At 73.9% G+C, this 15,883-nt stretch carries 18 protein-coding genes; 12 read left to right on the forward strand and 6 right to left on the reverse strand.

From position 1 onward, the window contains the following. The 5 genes from A6Q79_RS07100 to era all read left to right on the forward strand — a co-directional run. The coding region (locus tag A6Q79_RS07100) for a PhoH family protein (protein ID WP_317697384.1) at positions 1-487 on the forward strand (487 nt) is incomplete at its 5' end. Beyond that, positions 465-992 (forward strand): rRNA maturation RNase YbeY, encoded by a 528-nt coding sequence (gene ybeY / locus A6Q79_RS07105; RefSeq protein WP_067858757.1) that lies wholly within the window; start codon positions 465-467, stop codon positions 990-992. The genes A6Q79_RS07100 and ybeY, both read left to right, overlap by 23 nt. Beyond that, positions 989-2,284 carry a hemolysin family protein gene (locus A6Q79_RS07110; protein WP_067858754.1) on the forward strand — a complete coding sequence of 432 codons (1,296 nt, stop codon included), beginning with the start codon at positions 989-991 and terminating at the stop codon, positions 2,282-2,284. Before ybeY ends, A6Q79_RS07110 begins: the two co-directional genes overlap by 4 nt. Beyond that, on the forward strand, positions 2,277-2,636 hold the full coding sequence (locus A6Q79_RS07115; protein ID WP_286691129.1) for a cytidine deaminase: 360 nt from the start codon (positions 2,277-2,279) through the stop codon (positions 2,634-2,636). Before A6Q79_RS07110 ends, A6Q79_RS07115 begins: the two co-directional genes overlap by 8 nt. Next, positions 2,633-3,547, forward strand: coding sequence for a GTPase Era (gene era / locus A6Q79_RS07120; protein ID WP_067858749.1), 915 nt, complete (start codon positions 2,633-2,635; stop codon positions 3,545-3,547). Before A6Q79_RS07115 ends, era begins: the two co-directional genes overlap by 4 nt. Here era and A6Q79_RS07125 read toward each other — a convergent pair. Continuing rightward, positions 3,544-3,813 carry an acylphosphatase gene (locus A6Q79_RS07125; RefSeq protein ID WP_286691130.1) on the reverse strand — a complete coding sequence of 90 codons (270 nt, stop codon included), beginning with the start codon at positions 3,811-3,813 and terminating at the stop codon, positions 3,544-3,546. The genes era and A6Q79_RS07125 overlap by 4 nt on opposite strands. A 33-nt stretch (positions 3,814-3,846) precedes the next feature. Here A6Q79_RS07125 and A6Q79_RS07130 point away from each other — a divergent pair, with 33 nt between their 5' ends. Then, the gene (locus A6Q79_RS07130) at positions 3,847-4,857 is read left to right on the forward strand and encodes a PHP domain-containing protein (RefSeq protein WP_067858743.1); all 1,011 of its coding nucleotides are present in this window, start codon (positions 3,847-3,849) and stop codon (positions 4,855-4,857) included. Position 4,858: 1 nt separating this feature from the next. Here the strand turns inward: A6Q79_RS07130 and A6Q79_RS07135 are convergent, their stop codons facing one another. Genes A6Q79_RS07135 through A6Q79_RS07145 form a run of 3 tightly spaced genes read right to left on the reverse strand, consistent with a single transcriptional unit; the run spans position 4,859 to position 6,502 of the window. After that, positions 4,859-5,596 carry a hypothetical protein gene (locus A6Q79_RS07135; RefSeq protein WP_067858740.1) on the reverse strand — a complete coding sequence of 246 codons (738 nt, stop codon included), beginning with the start codon at positions 5,594-5,596 and terminating at the stop codon, positions 4,859-4,861. Continuing rightward, positions 5,593-5,952, reverse strand: a complete 360-nt coding sequence (locus A6Q79_RS07140; protein WP_289016633.1) for a hypothetical protein — start codon at positions 5,950-5,952, stop codon at positions 5,593-5,595. The genes A6Q79_RS07135 and A6Q79_RS07140 overlap by 4 nt, the downstream gene beginning before the upstream one ends. Positions 5,953-5,992: 40 nt before the next feature. Beyond that, the gene (locus A6Q79_RS07145) at positions 5,993-6,502 is read right to left on the reverse strand and encodes a flavodoxin family protein (protein ID WP_067858734.1); all 510 of its coding nucleotides are present in this window, start codon (positions 6,500-6,502) and stop codon (positions 5,993-5,995) included. A gap of 180 nt (positions 6,503-6,682) precedes the next feature. On the opposite strand from A6Q79_RS07145, the gene A6Q79_RS07150 reads away from it, so the two are divergent. The 5 genes from A6Q79_RS07150 to A6Q79_RS07170 all read left to right on the forward strand — a co-directional run bounded on the left by A6Q79_RS07150 (position 6,683) and on the right by A6Q79_RS07170 (position 12,152). Further along, on the forward strand, positions 6,683-6,826 hold the full coding sequence (locus A6Q79_RS07150) for a hypothetical protein (protein WP_286690810.1): 144 nt from the start codon (positions 6,683-6,685) through the stop codon (positions 6,824-6,826). A 47-nt stretch (positions 6,827-6,873) separates the two neighbouring features. After that, on the forward strand, positions 6,874-7,605 hold the full coding sequence (aqpZ, locus tag A6Q79_RS07155) for an aquaporin Z (protein WP_286690809.1): 732 nt from the start codon (positions 6,874-6,876) through the stop codon (positions 7,603-7,605). A gap of 165 nt (positions 7,606-7,770) precedes the next feature. Then, entirely contained in the window at positions 7,771-8,712 is a 942-nt protein-coding gene (locus A6Q79_RS07160) for a MoxR family ATPase (protein WP_144433761.1), read from the forward strand. A 22-nt stretch (positions 8,713-8,734) separates the two neighbouring features. Next, positions 8,735-9,994: a DUF58 domain-containing protein gene (locus tag A6Q79_RS07165; protein WP_286690808.1), complete on the forward strand. Its 1,260-nt coding sequence runs from the start codon at positions 8,735-8,737 to the stop codon at positions 9,992-9,994. Continuing rightward, positions 9,981-12,152: a DUF3488 and transglutaminase-like domain-containing protein gene (locus A6Q79_RS07170; RefSeq protein ID WP_317697401.1), complete on the forward strand. Its 2,172-nt coding sequence runs from the start codon at positions 9,981-9,983 to the stop codon at positions 12,150-12,152. Before A6Q79_RS07165 ends, A6Q79_RS07170 begins: the two co-directional genes overlap by 14 nt. Positions 12,153-12,160: 8 nt before the next feature. On the opposite strand, the gene A6Q79_RS07175 is transcribed toward A6Q79_RS07170, so the two are convergent. Both A6Q79_RS07175 and A6Q79_RS07180 read right to left on the reverse strand, forming a co-directional pair. Further along, a complete protein-coding gene (locus A6Q79_RS07175; RefSeq protein ID WP_289016613.1) occupies positions 12,161-13,609 on the reverse strand; it encodes an acyl-CoA synthetase in 1,449 nt (482 codons plus the stop codon). Further along, positions 13,606-14,943 (reverse strand): SLC13 family permease, encoded by a 1,338-nt coding sequence (locus A6Q79_RS07180; protein ID WP_286690806.1) that lies wholly within the window; start codon positions 14,941-14,943, stop codon positions 13,606-13,608. The genes A6Q79_RS07175 and A6Q79_RS07180 overlap by 4 nt, the downstream gene beginning before the upstream one ends. A gap of 145 nt (positions 14,944-15,088) precedes the next feature. Here A6Q79_RS07180 and A6Q79_RS07185 point away from each other — a divergent pair, with 145 nt between their 5' ends. Next, positions 15,089-15,826: an IclR family transcriptional regulator gene (locus A6Q79_RS07185; protein WP_067858713.1), complete on the forward strand. Its 738-nt coding sequence runs from the start codon at positions 15,089-15,091 to the stop codon at positions 15,824-15,826. The last annotated feature ends 57 nt before the right edge of the window (positions 15,827-15,883 follow it).

A 15,883-nucleotide genomic window follows, 5' to 3' on the forward strand; every position in this document is an offset into this window, starting at 1 on the left:
GGGCTACCTGCCCGGCACGCTGAGCGAGAAGATCGACCCGTACCTTCGCCCGCTGTACGACGCGCTGCACGACATGCTCGACCCCGAGACGATCCCCAAGCTCCTCACGAGCGGCACCATCGAGATCGCCCCGCTGGCCTACATGCGCGGCCGCACGCTCCAGGACGCCTTCATCATCCTCGACGAGGCGCAGAACACCACCCCCGAGCAGATGAAGATGTTCCTGACCCGGCTCGGCTTCGGCTCGCAGATCGTGGTCACCGGCGACGTGAGCCAGGTCGACCTCCCGTCGGGCCAGAAGAGCGGCCTGCGGGTCGTGCGCGACATCCTCGCGGACGTCAAGGACATCCACTTCGCGACGCTGACCTCGAGCGACGTCGTGCGGCACAAGCTCGTCGGGCGCATCGTCGCCGCGTACGACGCGTTCGAGAACGAGTCGGCCCCGGCCGCGGGACAGGTGGAGCATGAACGTCGACGTCCTCGATGAGTCCGGCCAGGGCGTCGACGTCGTCGCCCTCACCCGGCTGTGCCGCTTCGTCATGCGGCGCATGCGGCTGCACCCGGCCACCGAGCTGACGGTCCGCCTCGTCGACACCGACACCATCGCCGTGCTCAACGAGCAGTGGATGGACAAGAAGGGCCCCACCGACGTGCTGTCCTTCCCGATGGACGAGCTGTCGCCCGGACGGCGCGACCGCGAGCCGGAGGACGAGCCCGAGGGCTACCTCGGCGACATCGCCCTCTGCCCGCAGGTGGCGGCGCAGCAGGCGCCGGCCGCCGGCCACGACGTGTCCGACGAGATCGACCTGCTCACCACGCACGGCATCCTGCACCTGCTCGGCTTCGACCACGCCACGCCCGAGGAGCACGCCGAGATGTTCGGCATCCAGGGTCGGCTGCTGCTGGAGTGGCAGCAGGTCGCGGCGGGCGGGGACGTCGAGGACGGCGTCGTCGAGCCCCGACCGGGCGCCGACGGAGGCAGCCTGCGATGACGGTCGCGATCGTCGCGTCGGTCGTCCTGGCGGTCGCGGCGGGCACGCTGGCGAGCGTCGACGCCGCGCTGTCGTCGTTCTCGCGCGCCCGCGCCGCGGAGCTGCGCGAGGAGGGTCGCGGCGGCGCCGTGCCCCTCGGCCGGATCCTCGAGGACCCCGCACCCGCCCTCAACACGGTGCTGCTGCTGCGGGTGGTCTGCGAGACGGCGGCCGTCGTGCTCGTCGCGCTCGTGGTCGACGACGTCGTCGGCGGGCTGTGGTGGCAGATCGTCGTCGCCGTGGCGATCATGGTCGTCGTCTCCTACGTCCTCATCGGCGTCGGGCCGCGGACGCTCGGTCGCCAGCACTCCGAGGCCGTGGCGCTCGCGTCGGCCGGTCCGGTGCGGCTGCTCACCGCCCTGCTCGGACCGGTGCCCCGGCTGCTCATCGTGCTCGGCAACGCGCTCACCCCCGGTCGCGGCTTCCGTGAGGGACCGTTCGCGTCGGAGGTCGAGGTGCGCGAGCTCGTCGACCTCGCCGCCGCCAGCAGCGTCATCGAGTCCGACGAGTCACGCATGATCCAGTCGGTCTTCGAGCTGGGCGACACGATCGTGCGCGAGGTCATGGTGCCGCGCCCGGACCTCGTGTTCATCGAGCAGTCCAAGACGCTGCGCCAGGCGATGTCGCTGTGCCTGCGCAGCGGCTACTCGCGGGTGCCGGTCATCGGCGAGAACCTCGACGACGTGCTGGGCATGGCGTACCTGAAGGACGTCACGAAGCGGGTCTTCGACAACCACGTCGCGGAGTCGACCGAGCGCATCGACTCCATCATGCGTCCGTGCCTGTTCGTGCCCGACACGAAGCCGGCCGACGACCTCCTCAAGGAGATGCAGGCGCAGCGCACGCACGTCGCGATCGTCGTCGACGAGTTCGGCGGCACGTCGGGCATGGTCACGATCGAGGACATCCTCGAGGAGATCGTCGGCGAGATCACCGACGAGTACGACACCGAGCCCGACGAGCTCGAGAGCCTCTCCGACGGGTCGTACCGGGTGAGCGCCCGCTACGACGTCGACGACCTCGGCGAGCTGTTCGACGTCGACCTCGACGACGAGGACGTCGACTCCGTCGGCGGCCTGCTCGCCAAGCACCTCGGCAAGGTCCCCATCCCCGGCAGCACGGTGGAGGTGGAGGGCCTGCGGCTCGTCGCCGAGGCCCCGAGCGGCCGCCGCAACCGCATCGGACGCGTGCACGTCTCGCGCGTCGACGTCCCGTCCGACCCCGACCCCGTCCCCGGAGGATCCCGTGGCTGACCCCACCCCCGCCCACGCTCTCGACCCGGCTCCCGGACCGGAGGACGCGAAGCTCGCCACCCTGGCCCGCGCCACCCGCGCGCGCACCCAGGCGCCGGCAGGTGCCGCGGTGCGCGACCTCGACGGTCGCACGTACGCCGCGGCCGACGTCGCGCTGGCGTCGCTGCACGTCGGCGCGCTCGACCTCGCCGTCGCCATGGCCGTCTCCTCCGGCGCGCGCGGTCTCGAGGCGGCGCTCGTCGTCGCCGACGCGCTGCCCGACGTCGGTGCGGTGCGCGACCTCGCCGGGGCGGGTGTCCCGGTGTTCCGCGCCGACACGGCCGGCACGGTCGTCGAGGGGACCCTGACGTGACCTTCCGCTCCGGCTTCGCCTGCTTCGTCGGCCGCCCCAACGCGGGCAAGTCGACGCTCACGAACGCGCTCGTCGGCGAGAAGGTGGCGATCACCTCCTCCAAGCCGCAGACCACCCGGCACGCGATCCGCGGGCTCGTGCACCGCGACGACGCGCAGCTCGTCCTCGTCGACACGCCGGGTCTGCACCGTCCGCGCAACACCCTCGGCCAGCGCCTCAACGACATCGTCCGCACCACGTGGGCCGAGGTCGACACCATCGCCATGTGCTTCCCCGCGGACCAGAAGGTCGGGCCCGGCGACCGCTTCCTCGTCGAGGAGCTCGCGAAGATCCGCCGCACGCCCGTGCTCGCCGTGGTCACCAAGACCGACCTCGTCGCCCCCGAGCGGGTGGGGGAGCAGCTGCTCGCGGTCCAGTCGGCCGGTGAGGCGGCCGGTCTCGTGTGGCGCGACATCGTGCCGGTCTCCGCGGTCGCCGGCGACCAGGTCGACCTGCTCGCCGACCTGCTCGTCGCCACGCTGCCCGAAGGTCCGCCCATGTACCCGGAGGGCCAGCTCACCGACGAGCCGGAGGAGACGATCGTCGCGGAGATCGTCCGCGAGGCCGCTCTGGAGGGCGTGCACGACGAGCTGCCGCACTCGATCGCCGTGGTCGTCGAGGAGATGGTGCCGCGCGAGGACCGTCCGGCCGACCGTCCGCTGCTCGACGTCCGGGTCAACGTCTACGTCGAGCGCGACAGCCAGAAGGGCATCGTCATCGGGCGCAAGGGTGCGCGCCTGAAGGAGATCGGCACGGTCTCGCGCACCCAGGTCGAGCGGCTGCTCGGGACTCCCGTCCACCTCGACCTGCACGTCAAGGTAGCGAAGGACTGGCAGCGCGACCCCAAGCAGCTGCGCAAGCTCGGGTTCTAGCCGCGGGTCCTGAAGCCGGTCTCGCCGACCGGCTCCTCCTCCTCGACCGCGACGTCGGTGACCTCCGCGCGCGGTGGCCCCTGGCGGCACCACGCGAGCACGCGCTCGACGGCGGCAGGCTCGCCCTCGAGCACCGCCTCGACCGCGCCGTCGTCGCGGTTGCGCACCCACCCGGCCACGTCGCCGGCGTGCGCCTCACGCTCGAGCGACGCACGGTAGAAGACACCCTGGACGCGGCCGGAGACGACGACGTGGCGACGGATCATGCGCCCACCGTAGGCCCGGGGCACGATGGACGCATGGACCCGGTGACCGCGCTCGAGGAGGTCGCGTTCTGGCTGGAGCGCGCTCGCGCCTCGAGCTACCGCGTGGAGGCGTTCCGGCGGGCCGCCGACGTGCTGCGCGACCGCGACGACGTCGAGCAGCTCGCCCGGGAGGGGCGGCTGCGCTCGCTCGACGGGATCGGCGAGCGCACGGCCGGGGTGGTGCGCGAGGTGGTCGAGGGTCGGGTGCCCGACTACCTCGCCACCCTCCGGGAGGAGGGCGAGGGGCCGCTCGTCGCCGGCGGCGAGCGGGTCCGTGCGGCCGTCCGCGGCGACCTGCACACCCACACGGACTGGTCCGACGGCGGCTCGCCGCTGGAGGTCATGGCCCGGACGGCGGCGCGCCTCGGGCACGAGTACGTCGCGATCACCGACCACTCACCACGCCTGACGGTGGCCAACGGCCTGACCGCGGACCGGCTGGAGGCCCAGCTGGAGCTGGTCGCCGACGTCGACGCGCAGGTGGAGGGCACCCGGGTGCTGTCGGGCATCGAGGTCGACATCCTGAAGGACGGGTCGCTGGACCAGGACCCGGCGCTGCTCGACCGGCTCGACGTCGTGGTGGCGAGCGTGCACTCCGACCTGCGCGCCGACAGCATCGCGATGACGCGACGCATGCTCGCCGCCGTCAGGAACCCGGCGACCGACGTGCTCGGCCACTGCACGGGTCGGCTGGTGGAGGGGGGACGAGGTACTCGTCCGCCGAGCCGGTTCGACGCGCGCCGGGTGTTCGCGGCGTGCGCCGAGCACGACGTGGCCGTGGAGATCAACGCCCGTCCCGAGCGGGCCGACCCGCCGGACGACCTCGTGCGGCTGGCGCTCGAGGCCGGCTGCCTGTTCAGCATCGACTCCGACGCGCACGCCCCCGGCCAGCTCGACTTCCTCGACCACGGCTGTGCGCGAGCTGCCGCTCTGGGCGTGCCGCTCGAGCGCATCGTGACCACCTGGCCACTCGAGGATCTCCTGGCCTGGACCGGTCGCCGGTAGCTCAGAGGCGCGCGGCGAGCGCGGCGGCGTCGCGAGGGGCGACGGCGTCGGCCACGCGGCCGGTGACGTCGTCGTAGACGTCGATCAGCTCGCCGAGCTCGCGCACCATGCGACGGGCACGGGCCTCGCCGTCGCCGCAGTCGGCGCGGCACTCGCCGGCGGCCACGCGGTGCGCGGCAGCCAGGGTCGCCAGCGACCACGCCTCGGGCGCGGTGAGGTCGGGCCCGGCCGCGAAGGCCATGACGCGCGACGCGGTGCGGTGGTGCTCGGCGTGTGCCGGGTCGAGGTCGCCCCCGTGCAGCGATGCGGTGCGGGCGACGTCCCAGGCGGCCGCGACCTCGCGCGCCTGCGCGGCGGCGTCGAGCGCGTCGACGTCGTGCGACGCGAGCAGCAGCTGCGTGTGGTCGGCGTAGCCCTGCACGCTGACGCGCGCCGTCGGGTCGACGAGGCGGAGCACCTGCGCGGCCTGTGCGAGACGTAGCCGGGTGCGCAGCTCGACGGAGTCGTCGCCCGTGCCGAAGAGGCGACCGACCAGCGGCACCAGACGGTGCCGGTCGGCGTCGCTCGCGAGGTCGTTGGCGGTGCGCGCCTCGTGGGCGAGCACCGGGTGGGTGCACTCGGGCCGGTCGCTCCACGGCTCGCCGGCCAGGACCGAGACGTACTCCATGACGCAGGCCTCGCCCGCGTCGGCGTCGTGGGCGCCGGCCGTCAGCGTGGGCAGTCCCTCGGGGAGGTTCATGACCCCATGGTCCCAGGACGGCCCAGCCCCGTCCTGTCGACGGCGCGGCGGCGCCGGTGCGCCGCGACGACCACGACGCCGAGGGCGACGGTGGTGAGCGTCCAGACGACCGCACCACCCTGCAGCGCGGGACCGACCCACGACGGTTCCTCGCCCAGGCCGTCGGCGGCGTCGAAGCCTGTGCCCCAGGCCCTCCACAGGACGGCGGCGGACGCCAGGGAGGCCACCGCGAGGAGGACGACCGCGACGCGCCACCCGGCAGAGCGGGCCTGCGCGACCACGACCGGCCCGACGCCGACGGTGGCCAGCGCACATGGCGGGCCGGCCATCAGGGCGGCGGCAACGAGCAGGTCCATCCGGTCAGCCTAGGGCGGCACCGGTCGGTCGAGGTGAGCGTCAGCCGACGTCGAGCAGGGCCGCCACCGTCGCGCCGAGCTCGTAGGCAGCCGCACGCTCGTCGTCGCCGACGTCGCCGAGCAGCTGCAGCGGGGCCGCGACGCGGCGCCAGGGGAGGGCCTGCGCGATCGACTCGACCGAGCGGACGGCGCCTTCGGCGTCGTAGCGGCCGTGCACGCAGAGCGCCCACGGAAGGCGGCCGCCGTCGGAGGTCCCGCCCCCGGCGTCGGTGCGGGCCCCGCCGCCGTCGTCGCCCAGCGCTCCGCCGACGGCCAGGAACGTCCGGTCGAAGAGGTCCTTGAGCAGACCCGACATGTACCCGAAGTTGGCCGGGCAGAGCAGCACGAGGCCGTCCGCCGCGAGGAGGTCGTCGGCCGTGGTCGTGTCGGGGGAGAGGACCCGGACGTCGACGCCCTCGATCGCGTCGTCCTGGGCACCGGCTGCGAGCTCCTCGCCCAGGAGGCGGGTGGCCGCCGTGGGCGTGTGCAGCACGAGCAGGAGGGTGCTCACCGAGCCGTCCGGGTCTCGAGAGTCATGCCCCCCAGTATCGCCGGACGCGCATCGTCCGGCGCTGGCGCGACCCTGCGCGAGGAGACGTGACCTGAGTCACATGTCGTCGGACGTGACGATCGGTCTCCTCCGGCACTCTCACCGTCGTCCCCCACCACCCGTCTCCCCGAGGAGTCCCCGATGGCTCGACCCAAGCGCAACCTGTTCGCCCTGCTCGGCTGGCTCGTCTGGAAGCTGCTCTCGCTCGTCGGACTGCCGATCGCGAAGCGCAAGCTCGAGGAGCATCGCCACGACCGCGGCTCGCGCCGGTCGCGTCGGCGCTGACCGCCCGGCACCCCGTCCCGTCCCCACCTCGACACGAGAGAGGCCCCATGTCCACCACCACGCCCGTCTTCACCACCTCGCAGCGCCTGACGGCCGAGGCGCTCGGCACCTTCTGGCTCGTCCTCGGCGGCTGCGGCACCGCGGTGCTCGCCGGTGACCAGGTCGGCTTCGCCGGCGTCGCGCTGGCGTTCGGCCTGACCGTCCTCACCGGCGCCTACGCGTTCGGCCCCGTCTCCGGCGGGCACTTCAACCCCGCGGTGTCCGTGGGACTCGCGACCGCCCGCCGCTTCCCGTGGAAGGACGTACCGGCGTACGCGGCGGCACAGGTGGTCGGCGCGACCGTGGCCGGTGCGCTCCTGCTCGCCATAGCCTCGGGCAAGCCCGGGTTCGACGCCGTCGCCTCCGGTTTCGCCACGAACGGCTACGGCGACCGCTCGCCCGGCGGCTACGGGTTCTGGGCCGTCGTGGTCACCGAGGTCGTGCTGACCGCCTTCTTCCTCTTCGTGATCCTCGGCGCCTCGTCCAAGCGTGCGGCGGTCGGCTTCTCGGGCCTCGCCATCGGTCTGGCCCTCACGCTGATCCACCTCGTGAGCATCCCGGTCAGCAACACGTCGGTGAACCCGGCGCGCTCGCTCGGCGTGGCCTGGTTCGCGGGCGGCGAAGCCCTCTCGCAGGTCTGGGTCTTCATCCTGGCGCCCGTCGTCGGTGCCGCGATCGCCGGCCTCGCCCACGCCGCCCTCCTCGGCGACGACGAGGAGGACGCGGCCGACGCGCAGTAGTCGACGCGTCGTGCCGGCCTGGCGTCGGTCCTCCCCCGGAAGACCGTCGCCAGGTCCGCACATCGCGGGGACGGGGAGGCCCGGCGGAAACTCCTGGTCGTCCTGCGACGTTGGGGGGAGCAGGGGATGATGGACCGACCCCCCGCCACCGACCGAGGGAGTCCCATGGACGACGCCCGAGCCGCCGCCCGCCGTGTCCTCACGAACATCGAGTCCGTCGTCGACGGCAAGCCCGAGGCGGTCCAGACCGCCGTCGTGGTCCTGCTCGCCGAGGGCCACCTGCTGATCGAGGACGTCCCCGGCGTCGGCAAGACCGTGCTCGCCCGCGCGCTCGCGCGCAGCGTCGACGGCTCCGTGCGTCGCATCCAGTTCACGCCCGACCTGCTGCCCTCCGACGTCACCGGCGTCTCGGCGTTCAACCAGCAGAAGGGCGAGTTCGAGTTCAAGCCCGGTGCGGTGTTCGCGAACATCGTCATCGGCGACGAGATCAACCGCGCCTCCCCCAAGACCCAGTCCGCGCTCCTGGAGGCCATGGAGGAGCGGCAGGTCACGGTCGACGGGCGCACCCACCGGCTGGCGACGCCGTTCAGCGTGATCGCCACGCAGAACCCGTACGAGATGGAGGGCACGTACGCGTTGCCCGAGGCCCAGCGCGACCGCTTCACCGCCCGGATCTCGATGGGCTACCCCGACGTCGATGCCGAGCTGGAGATGCTGCGCGACCGCGACGTCGACAACCCCCTCGACCGGCTGCAGCCGGTCGTGACCATCGACGACGTCCGCGTGATGATCGCCCAGGCACGTGCCGTCTTCGCGTCGGAGTCGGTCGAGCGGTACTGCGTGGCGATCGCGCGCGCCACGCGTGAGGACGCCGCGTTGCGCCTCGGCGCCAGCCCGCGCGCGACCCTGCAGCTGGTGCGTGTCGCCAAGGCCCGCGCCTACCTGGACGACCGCGACTACGTGCTGCCCGACGACGTCGACGCCCTCGCCCCGCTCGTGCTCCCGCACCGGCTCGTCCCGGCCCGGGGCTCGGCGCCCGTGGAGGAGACGGTGCGCCGCATCGTGGCCGAGACTCCCGTGCCGCAGGGCGCGGTGGAGCCCCGATGAGCCACCGGTCGGTGACCACGGCGTGAGGCTGCTGCGACGGCTGCCCCGTCCTGGCCTGGCCTGGCCTGGTCTGCGACTGACGGGTCGTGGTGCCGGCTTCCTCGTGACGTCGCTGGTCCTGCTCGCCGCGGCGCCGTTGCTGTCGCTCCCAGCTCTGCTGAGCGTCTCGGCGATGCTGCTGGGCGTCGTCGTGCTGGCGGCCGTCTTCGTGCTCCTCGGGCAGGCGCGGGTCGTCGTCGAGCGGCGCTTCGCGCCCGAGGTGCTCTCGCCGGGCGACACCACGACCGCCACCGTCGAGGTGACCAACCTGTCGGTGCTGCCCGCCCTCGAGGCCCGCTGGAGCGACACCGTGCCGCACGGGCTGAGCGCCGATGCCAGCGGCGTGCTCCCGCCGCTCGGCGGCAGTCGCACCCGCCGGTCGCGGGCGCGGTTCCGCTACCCCGTGCAGGGCCTGCGGCGAGGTCGGCACGCGCTCGGGCCGCTGCGGGTCGAGGTCGTCGACCCGTTCGGCCTCGTGCTGCGCCGCCACACCTTCGGCGACGCCCAGGACCTCGTGGTGCTCCCGCGGCGGCACGCGCTCGACGCGGGATCGACCCGGGGGCTCGACGAGGGGGTCGCCGCCCAGGGCGCGGCACACCGCGCCGGCATCGGCGAGGACGACCTGGTCGCCCGCACGTACCTGCCCGGCGACGCGCTGAAGCGGATGCACTGGAAGGCCACCGCGCACCGCGGCGAGCTCATGGTGCGCCAGGAGGAGCAGCAGGACGACCCGAGGATCGGCGTCGTCGTCGACCCCGACGCGGCGTCCTTCGGCACCGCCCGGGAGCGGGACGGCTGGTCGTACTCGCCCGAGCTGGAGTGGGCGGTCAGCGCCGCGGCGTCGATGGTCGACCACCTCGTGCACGCCGGTTTCGCCGTCACCCTCCGCTCGCCGCTCGACGTGGTCGACCGCCAGCTCGACCACGTCGAGGCCGTCGAGGAGGCCCTCGTCGACCTCGCGGTGCTCGAGCCGCTGCCGGGCGCCGACCCTGCCGACGCCGATCCCGGGGAGCGGACCGTGGTGGCCGTGCTCGGGCGTCCCGACGTCGCGCGTGCCCAGGCCTGGACCGAGGCGCTCGCGGGCGCCACCAGCGTGCTCGCGCTCGTCTCCGCCGGGACGCGCGGACCGGCGCTCGAGGTGCTCGAGCGTGCCGGCTGGCGGCACGTCCCCTACACCGCCCACGACGACGTGTCCGAGGTCTGGTCGCGCCTGGGGGTGAGTCGCACCCGTGCTGCGTCCTGAGGCCTCCCCCCGACGTCGCGCCGCCGCCGTGCCGCGGCGCCCCTGGCTCGACCAGCTCCTCGTCGTCGGCGCGCTCGCCGTGCTCCTGCTGGGCTACGACACGGTCGTCGAGGGTCGTGACTGGTGGGTGACCACCACACTGGTCGCCGGCCTGGTCGCCCTCGTCTGCGCGGTGCTCGGCAGCCTCGCACCGCGGTTCGCCGTCCCGGTCGGGCTCCTCGTGCTGGTGGTGGTGCTGGGGTGGGTGTTCGTCCCCGAGACGTTCGCCGGACCCCTCCCGACCACCTCGACCTTCCAGGGACTCGGCGAGGCGCTGTCGCGGGCCCAGGTGATCGTGATGGAGGAGGCCGCGCCGGCGGCGGCCGCGCGCCCGCTCGTGCTGCTCCTCGCCGGGGCCTTCGGCCTGCTCGTCCTGGTGCTCGACCTCGTGCTGCGTCTGCGCGTCGGCGTCTTCTTGACGGGAGCCGTGCTGCTGGTGGTCTACGCCGCGCCGGCCCTGGTCTCCGGCGAGACGCCCTCGCTCTGGGTCTTCGCCGGGGCGGCCGCCTGCTGGCTCGCGCTCCTGCGCACCCGCACGGCAGCGACGTCCGCGGGCTGGGCGTCGCTGGTGCCGGCCCTCGGTCTCGGTGGCTCGGCCCTGCTCGTCGGCGTGCTGCTGCCCCCCGTCCTGCCCGACGTCACCGCCGTCGCCAAGCCGTGGGGCGAGCCGCCGCCGCAGGTGTTCGGCCGCGGCATCAACCCGATGCTGCAGCTGGGCCAGAACCTACGTCGCAACAGCACCACCGTCTCCGCGCGCTACACGACCACGCTGCAGGACCCGCCGTACCTCAAGGTCGCGACGCTGCGCGACTTCCGCGGCCGCACGTGGCGTCCGGCGACGGCGAACGACGGCGACCCGTTCGAGAGCCGCATCGGCATCGAGCCGGAGGTCCGGACGAGCCAGGAGACCACCACCATCCGGATCGCCGACCTGCGCAGCAGCATGCTGCCGGTGCCGTACCCGGTGCTCGACGTCGACGGTCTGCGCGGGGCCTGGTCGCTGCGCCGCACCGGCCTGACCATCAGCTCCGACAGCTCCACGACGCGCGACCAGCAGTACACGGTCACGAGCCTCGAGCGGCTCCCGACGGCCGAGCAGATGCGGGCGCTGGTCACGTCGCCGACCGCAGTACCCCTTGACTACACCGCGCTGCCCGACGACGTGCCGCGGGTCGTCGCCTCGACGGCGCGCGAGGTCACGGCCGACGCCACCAACGACTACGACCGTGCCATGGCGCTGCAGGACTACTTCCGCCAGAACTTCGTCTACTCCGAGACCGCGCCGGTCGCAGAGGACTACGACGGCAACGGGGTCGGCGTGCTCGGCACGTTCCTGGAGGAGAAGGCCGGCTACTGCGTGCACTTCTCCTCCGCCATGGCGGTCATGGCACGCGAGCTGGGGATGCCGTCGCGCATCGCGGTCGGCTACGCGCCCGGCCAGGCCGCCGGGGTCGACGACGACGGGAACACCGAGTACGAGGTGACGTCCGACGACCTGCACGCGTGGCCCGAGATCTACTTCGACGGCGTCGGCTGGGTCGGCTTCGAGCCGACGCCGGGCGTCGGGTCGCGCACCGGCTTCGAGGAGCCCGAGGGCACCCCGGAGAGCACCGAGCAGGCAGCACCGCAGGACCAGCCGTCGCAGCGACCGAGCGATGCCGCCGCGGAGGAGGGCTCGGTCACGACCGAGGCGTCGGCCGCCGACTCCGAGGCCCCGACGGCGCCGCGCACCGCCCTCACCGTCGCGGTCGTCCTGCTGCTCGCGGCGCTGCTGCCCGGTCTGCTGCGCAGCCTGCTGCGACGTCGTCGGCTTGCTGCCTCCGACCCCGAGCCGTGGTGGCGCGAGGTGGAGGCGTCGGCCGTCGACGTCGGGCTGGCCGTGCCGCGGGCCGGGACGCCGCGCGGCCTCGTCGACGTGGTCGGTCCTCGGGCCGACCCCGACGACCTGCGCCGGGTGCTCACCGCCGTCGAGCGCTCGCGCTACGCCCGGCCGGGCACCGACGTCGCCGACGAGCGCGAGGCCGCACGCCGGGTGGTCGACCGGGTGCGTGCGGCCGGGTCGCGCGGGGAGCGGCTGCGGGCGTTGCTCCTGCCGCGGTCGCTGCTGCGTCGACGCTGACGCGCGGCTCAGCCCGGCACGTCGAGCATGAGCTTCTTCTGCACCTTGCCCATCGCGTTGCGCGGCAGCGACGGCACGAACCGGACCTCGCGCGGCCGCTTGTGCCACGACAGGTCCGCCGCGACGTGCTCGACCATCCGCGCGGCGAGGGCGTCGTCGGCGTCGTCGGGCGCGACCACCGCGTAGGCGACGATGCGCTGGCCGAGGTCCTCGTCGGGCAGCCCCAGCACGGCCACCTCCTGCACCTCCGGCAGCGCGAGCAGGGACGTCTCGATCTCGCCGGCGCCGATGCGGTAGCCCCCGGACTTGATCAGGTCGACCGACTCGCGGCCGACGATCCGGTGGAAGCCGTCGGCGTCGACGACGGCGAGGTCGCCCGTGGCGAACCACCCGTCGGACCCGAGCACCTCGGCCGTCGTCTCCGGCAGGTTCAGGTAGCCGTCGAACAGCATCGGCCCGCTGACCTCGAGCCGACCGACGGTCTCGCCGTCCGCCGGCACCTCGCCGCCGTCCTCGGCCCGCAGGCGCGTGCGGGCCTCGCCCACCGGCAGGCCGACCCAGCCGGGGCGTCGTTCGCCGTCGGCCCGCGTGCTGAGGGTGATCATGGTCTCCGTCATGCCGTAGCGCTCCACGAGCGCGTGGCCCGTGAGCTCGCGCAGCCGCTCGAAGACGGGCACGGGCAGCGGAGCGCTGCCCGACACGAGCAGGCGCGCGCCGGACAGCGCGCGCGCCGCCTCGGGGTCGCGCGCCACGCGCGTCCAGACGGTCGGCACGCCGAAGTAGACGGTGGCGGGCGTCGCCGCGTACGCCTGCGGCGTCGGGCGGCCGGTGTGCACGACGCGCGAGCCCAGGTGCAGCGACCCGAGCACGCCCAGCACGAGTCCGTGCGTGTGGAACAACGGCAGACCGTGCGCGACGACGTCGTCGCCCGTCCAGCCCCACGCGTCGGCCAGGCCCTCGATCCCGGCCCGCAGGGCGCGGTGGCTCAGCACCACGCCCTTCGGCGCCCCGGTGGTGCCCGACGTGTAGAGCACGATGGCCGTCTCGGTCTCCGCCACCGGCTCGGGCAGGTCGACGCCTCGGTCCCCGGCGGTCGGGGCGGTCGGCACCTCGACGAGCGGCAGGTCCACGCCGTCGCGTCGTGGCCCGGCCCAGCACGTCGCGCCGGAGTCGGTCACCACGTGCGCGGTCTCGGCCGGGCCCGCGTCGGGCGGCACCGGCACCACGGGCACGCCCGCCAGCAGGCAGCCGCTCACGGCCACGACGGTCTCCAGCGTCGGCTCGGCGCACACCGCCACCGGCCCGGCGTCCGGCAGCCGCGACGCGAACGCCACGGCGACCTCGCGCAGGCCCGCGCGCGACAGCGCCCGGCCGTCGACCACGACGGCCTCCGGGTGGTCCGGGAGGTCGAGGTCGCGCAGCGCACGGAGCAGGGTCGTGGGGGAGGAGGACGTCATGAGAGCACCATGCCAGGGAGGATGAGGGTCAGGGTCAGGGCGACGGGACCGACGACGACCATCGACAGCCCCCACCGCGTCAGCAGGCTGGTCATGCGGGGACGCGCGTCCGGGTCGACGGTCGTGGCGACGTAGGTGGCGCCCACGGTCGAGAACGGCGACACGTCGACGATCGACGCGCAGACGCCGATGGCGCAGATCATCGCCCAGCCGGGGATGCCTCCGTCGGCGATGAGCGGCAGGGCGAGGGGGACCAGCGCGGCGAGCATCCCGGTCGTCGACGCGAAGGCCGAGATGAGGCCGGCCGCCGCGCACAGCAGCAGTGCCGCCACGACGGGTGCGCCGACGTGCGCGGCGCGCTCGCCGATGAGGTCGATCACGCCCATCTGCGTCAGCACGCCGACGTAGGTGATGATGCCGCCGACCAGGAGCACCGAGCCCCAGTCGATCCGGCTCATGGCAGCCTTCCCCGCCGCCGGGTCGACCAGCGCCAGCAACGCACCCAGGCCGAAGCCGATGACGCCGATGTCGGGCTCGAGGCCGCCGAGCGCCATCACCACGACGGCCACGACGAGCGCGACCATCAGCACGAGCGTGAGCACCTGGTGCGGCGTCGCCCGACCGGGCGAGCGGACCTCCGCCGGGGCGTCGTCGTCGAGGGAGAGCGAGGACTGGCCGTACTCCGGCAGCGCGGCACCTCGCGCGACCAGGGCGCGCTCCAGGCGCGGCGCCTCCGCACGGCGTCGACCGCGGCCGAACAGCACGTGCGCCACGGCCAGCAGGACCAGGTTGATCACCACGGCCACCGCGAAGAGCAGCAGCGGGCTGAGCGCGATGCCTGCCGCGTCGGCGGTGCCCCACGTGATGATGCCGAACAGGCTGGTGGGGGCGAACGCGCCGGCGCTGAGCCCGCAGCCCATCGACAGCGCCATGAGCATGGGGTCGATGCCGCGACGGTGCGCGACGCTCATGCCCATCGGGGCCATGACGAGCCCGCCGAGCGGAGCGCCCATGGCCGACACGAGGGCGGTCAGCGCGAAGAACGTGGTGGGCAGCGCGGCGTCCCGGTCGCCGACCCGCGCCAGCGACGTCTCGATCAGCCAGTCGATGGTGCCGTTGCTGTGGGCGATGCCGAAGAAGTAGGTGACGCCCACGAGCAGCACGAGGATCGACAGCGGGAACCCCGCGACCACCTCCTCCAGGCTGAGGTCGGCGATCCACAGGCCGACGAGCGCGGCCACGGGGAACAGGACGATGCCGATGTTGACGTTGCGGGCTGCGGCGATCGCGAACACGGCGACGAAGATGCCGAGGGCGACGAGCTGGGCGGTCATGGCGCCTCCAGGTGGGGGACGGCTCCCGGTCGGTCCATCAGGTGGAACAGTGGGCCGTAGGCCGGGACGGGCGTGTAACGTAGAGCACACGCGCGTTGCAGGGCAAGTGCCTGGACCTGCCCGTGCTGAGCCCGAGGAGGAGCCTGTGACGACCGCCAGCGTGGTGACCGCGTTCTCGGTGCTCGAGCGCGTAGCCGAGCTCCAGCCGGTCGGGCTGTCCGAGCTCGCCCGGGCCGCGGACCTGCCGAAGAGCACCGTGCACCGCTGCCTGCAGACGCTGCAGGAGGTCGGCTGGGTGGAGTCGTCCGGCGGCACGAGCGCGCGCTGGTCGATGAGCCTGCGCGCGCTGTCCGTGTGTGGCGGCGCCGGAGGTCGCCAGAGCCTGCGCGACCTCGCGCTGCCGCTCATGAGCGACCTGCAGCTGGTCACGACCGAGACCGTGCACCTCTGCGCCCCCGACGGCGACGTGCTGGTGCTGCTCGAGCGGCTCGACACCTCCCACGCCCTCCGCGCGTTCCTGCCGCTGGGGGAGCGGATCCCGCTGCACGCCTCCGCCACCGGTCTGGCCTACCTGTCGGCCTGCCCCGACGACGTGGTCGAGCGCTACCTCGCCGGCCCGCTCGAGCCGCGGACCCCGGCGTCGCTCGTCGACCCCGACGCGATCCGCGCCGAGCTCGTCGCCATCCGAGACCGCGGGTACTCGATCAACGAGAACGGCCTGTCGACCGGTATCAGCTCGCTCGGGGCGCCCATCGTCTCGCGCACCGGCGTCGTGGGGGCCCTGTCGGTGTCGGGACCCTCGATCCGCATCGTGCCCGCGCGCTTCGAGGAGCTCGGGACGCAGGTGGTGGAGTCGGCGCGCCGCCTGGGCCGACTCCTCTGACCCGCGCCCGCCCCGCCCGCTCGCTCAGCTGGGCGGCGTGCCGTCGCCGAACGGCGA

The organism is Aeromicrobium sp. REDSEA-S32_B7 (assembly GCF_001626145.1).
GTDB classification, from domain to species: Bacteria; Actinomycetota; Actinomycetes; order Propionibacteriales; family Nocardioidaceae; genus Aeromicrobium; species Aeromicrobium erythreum.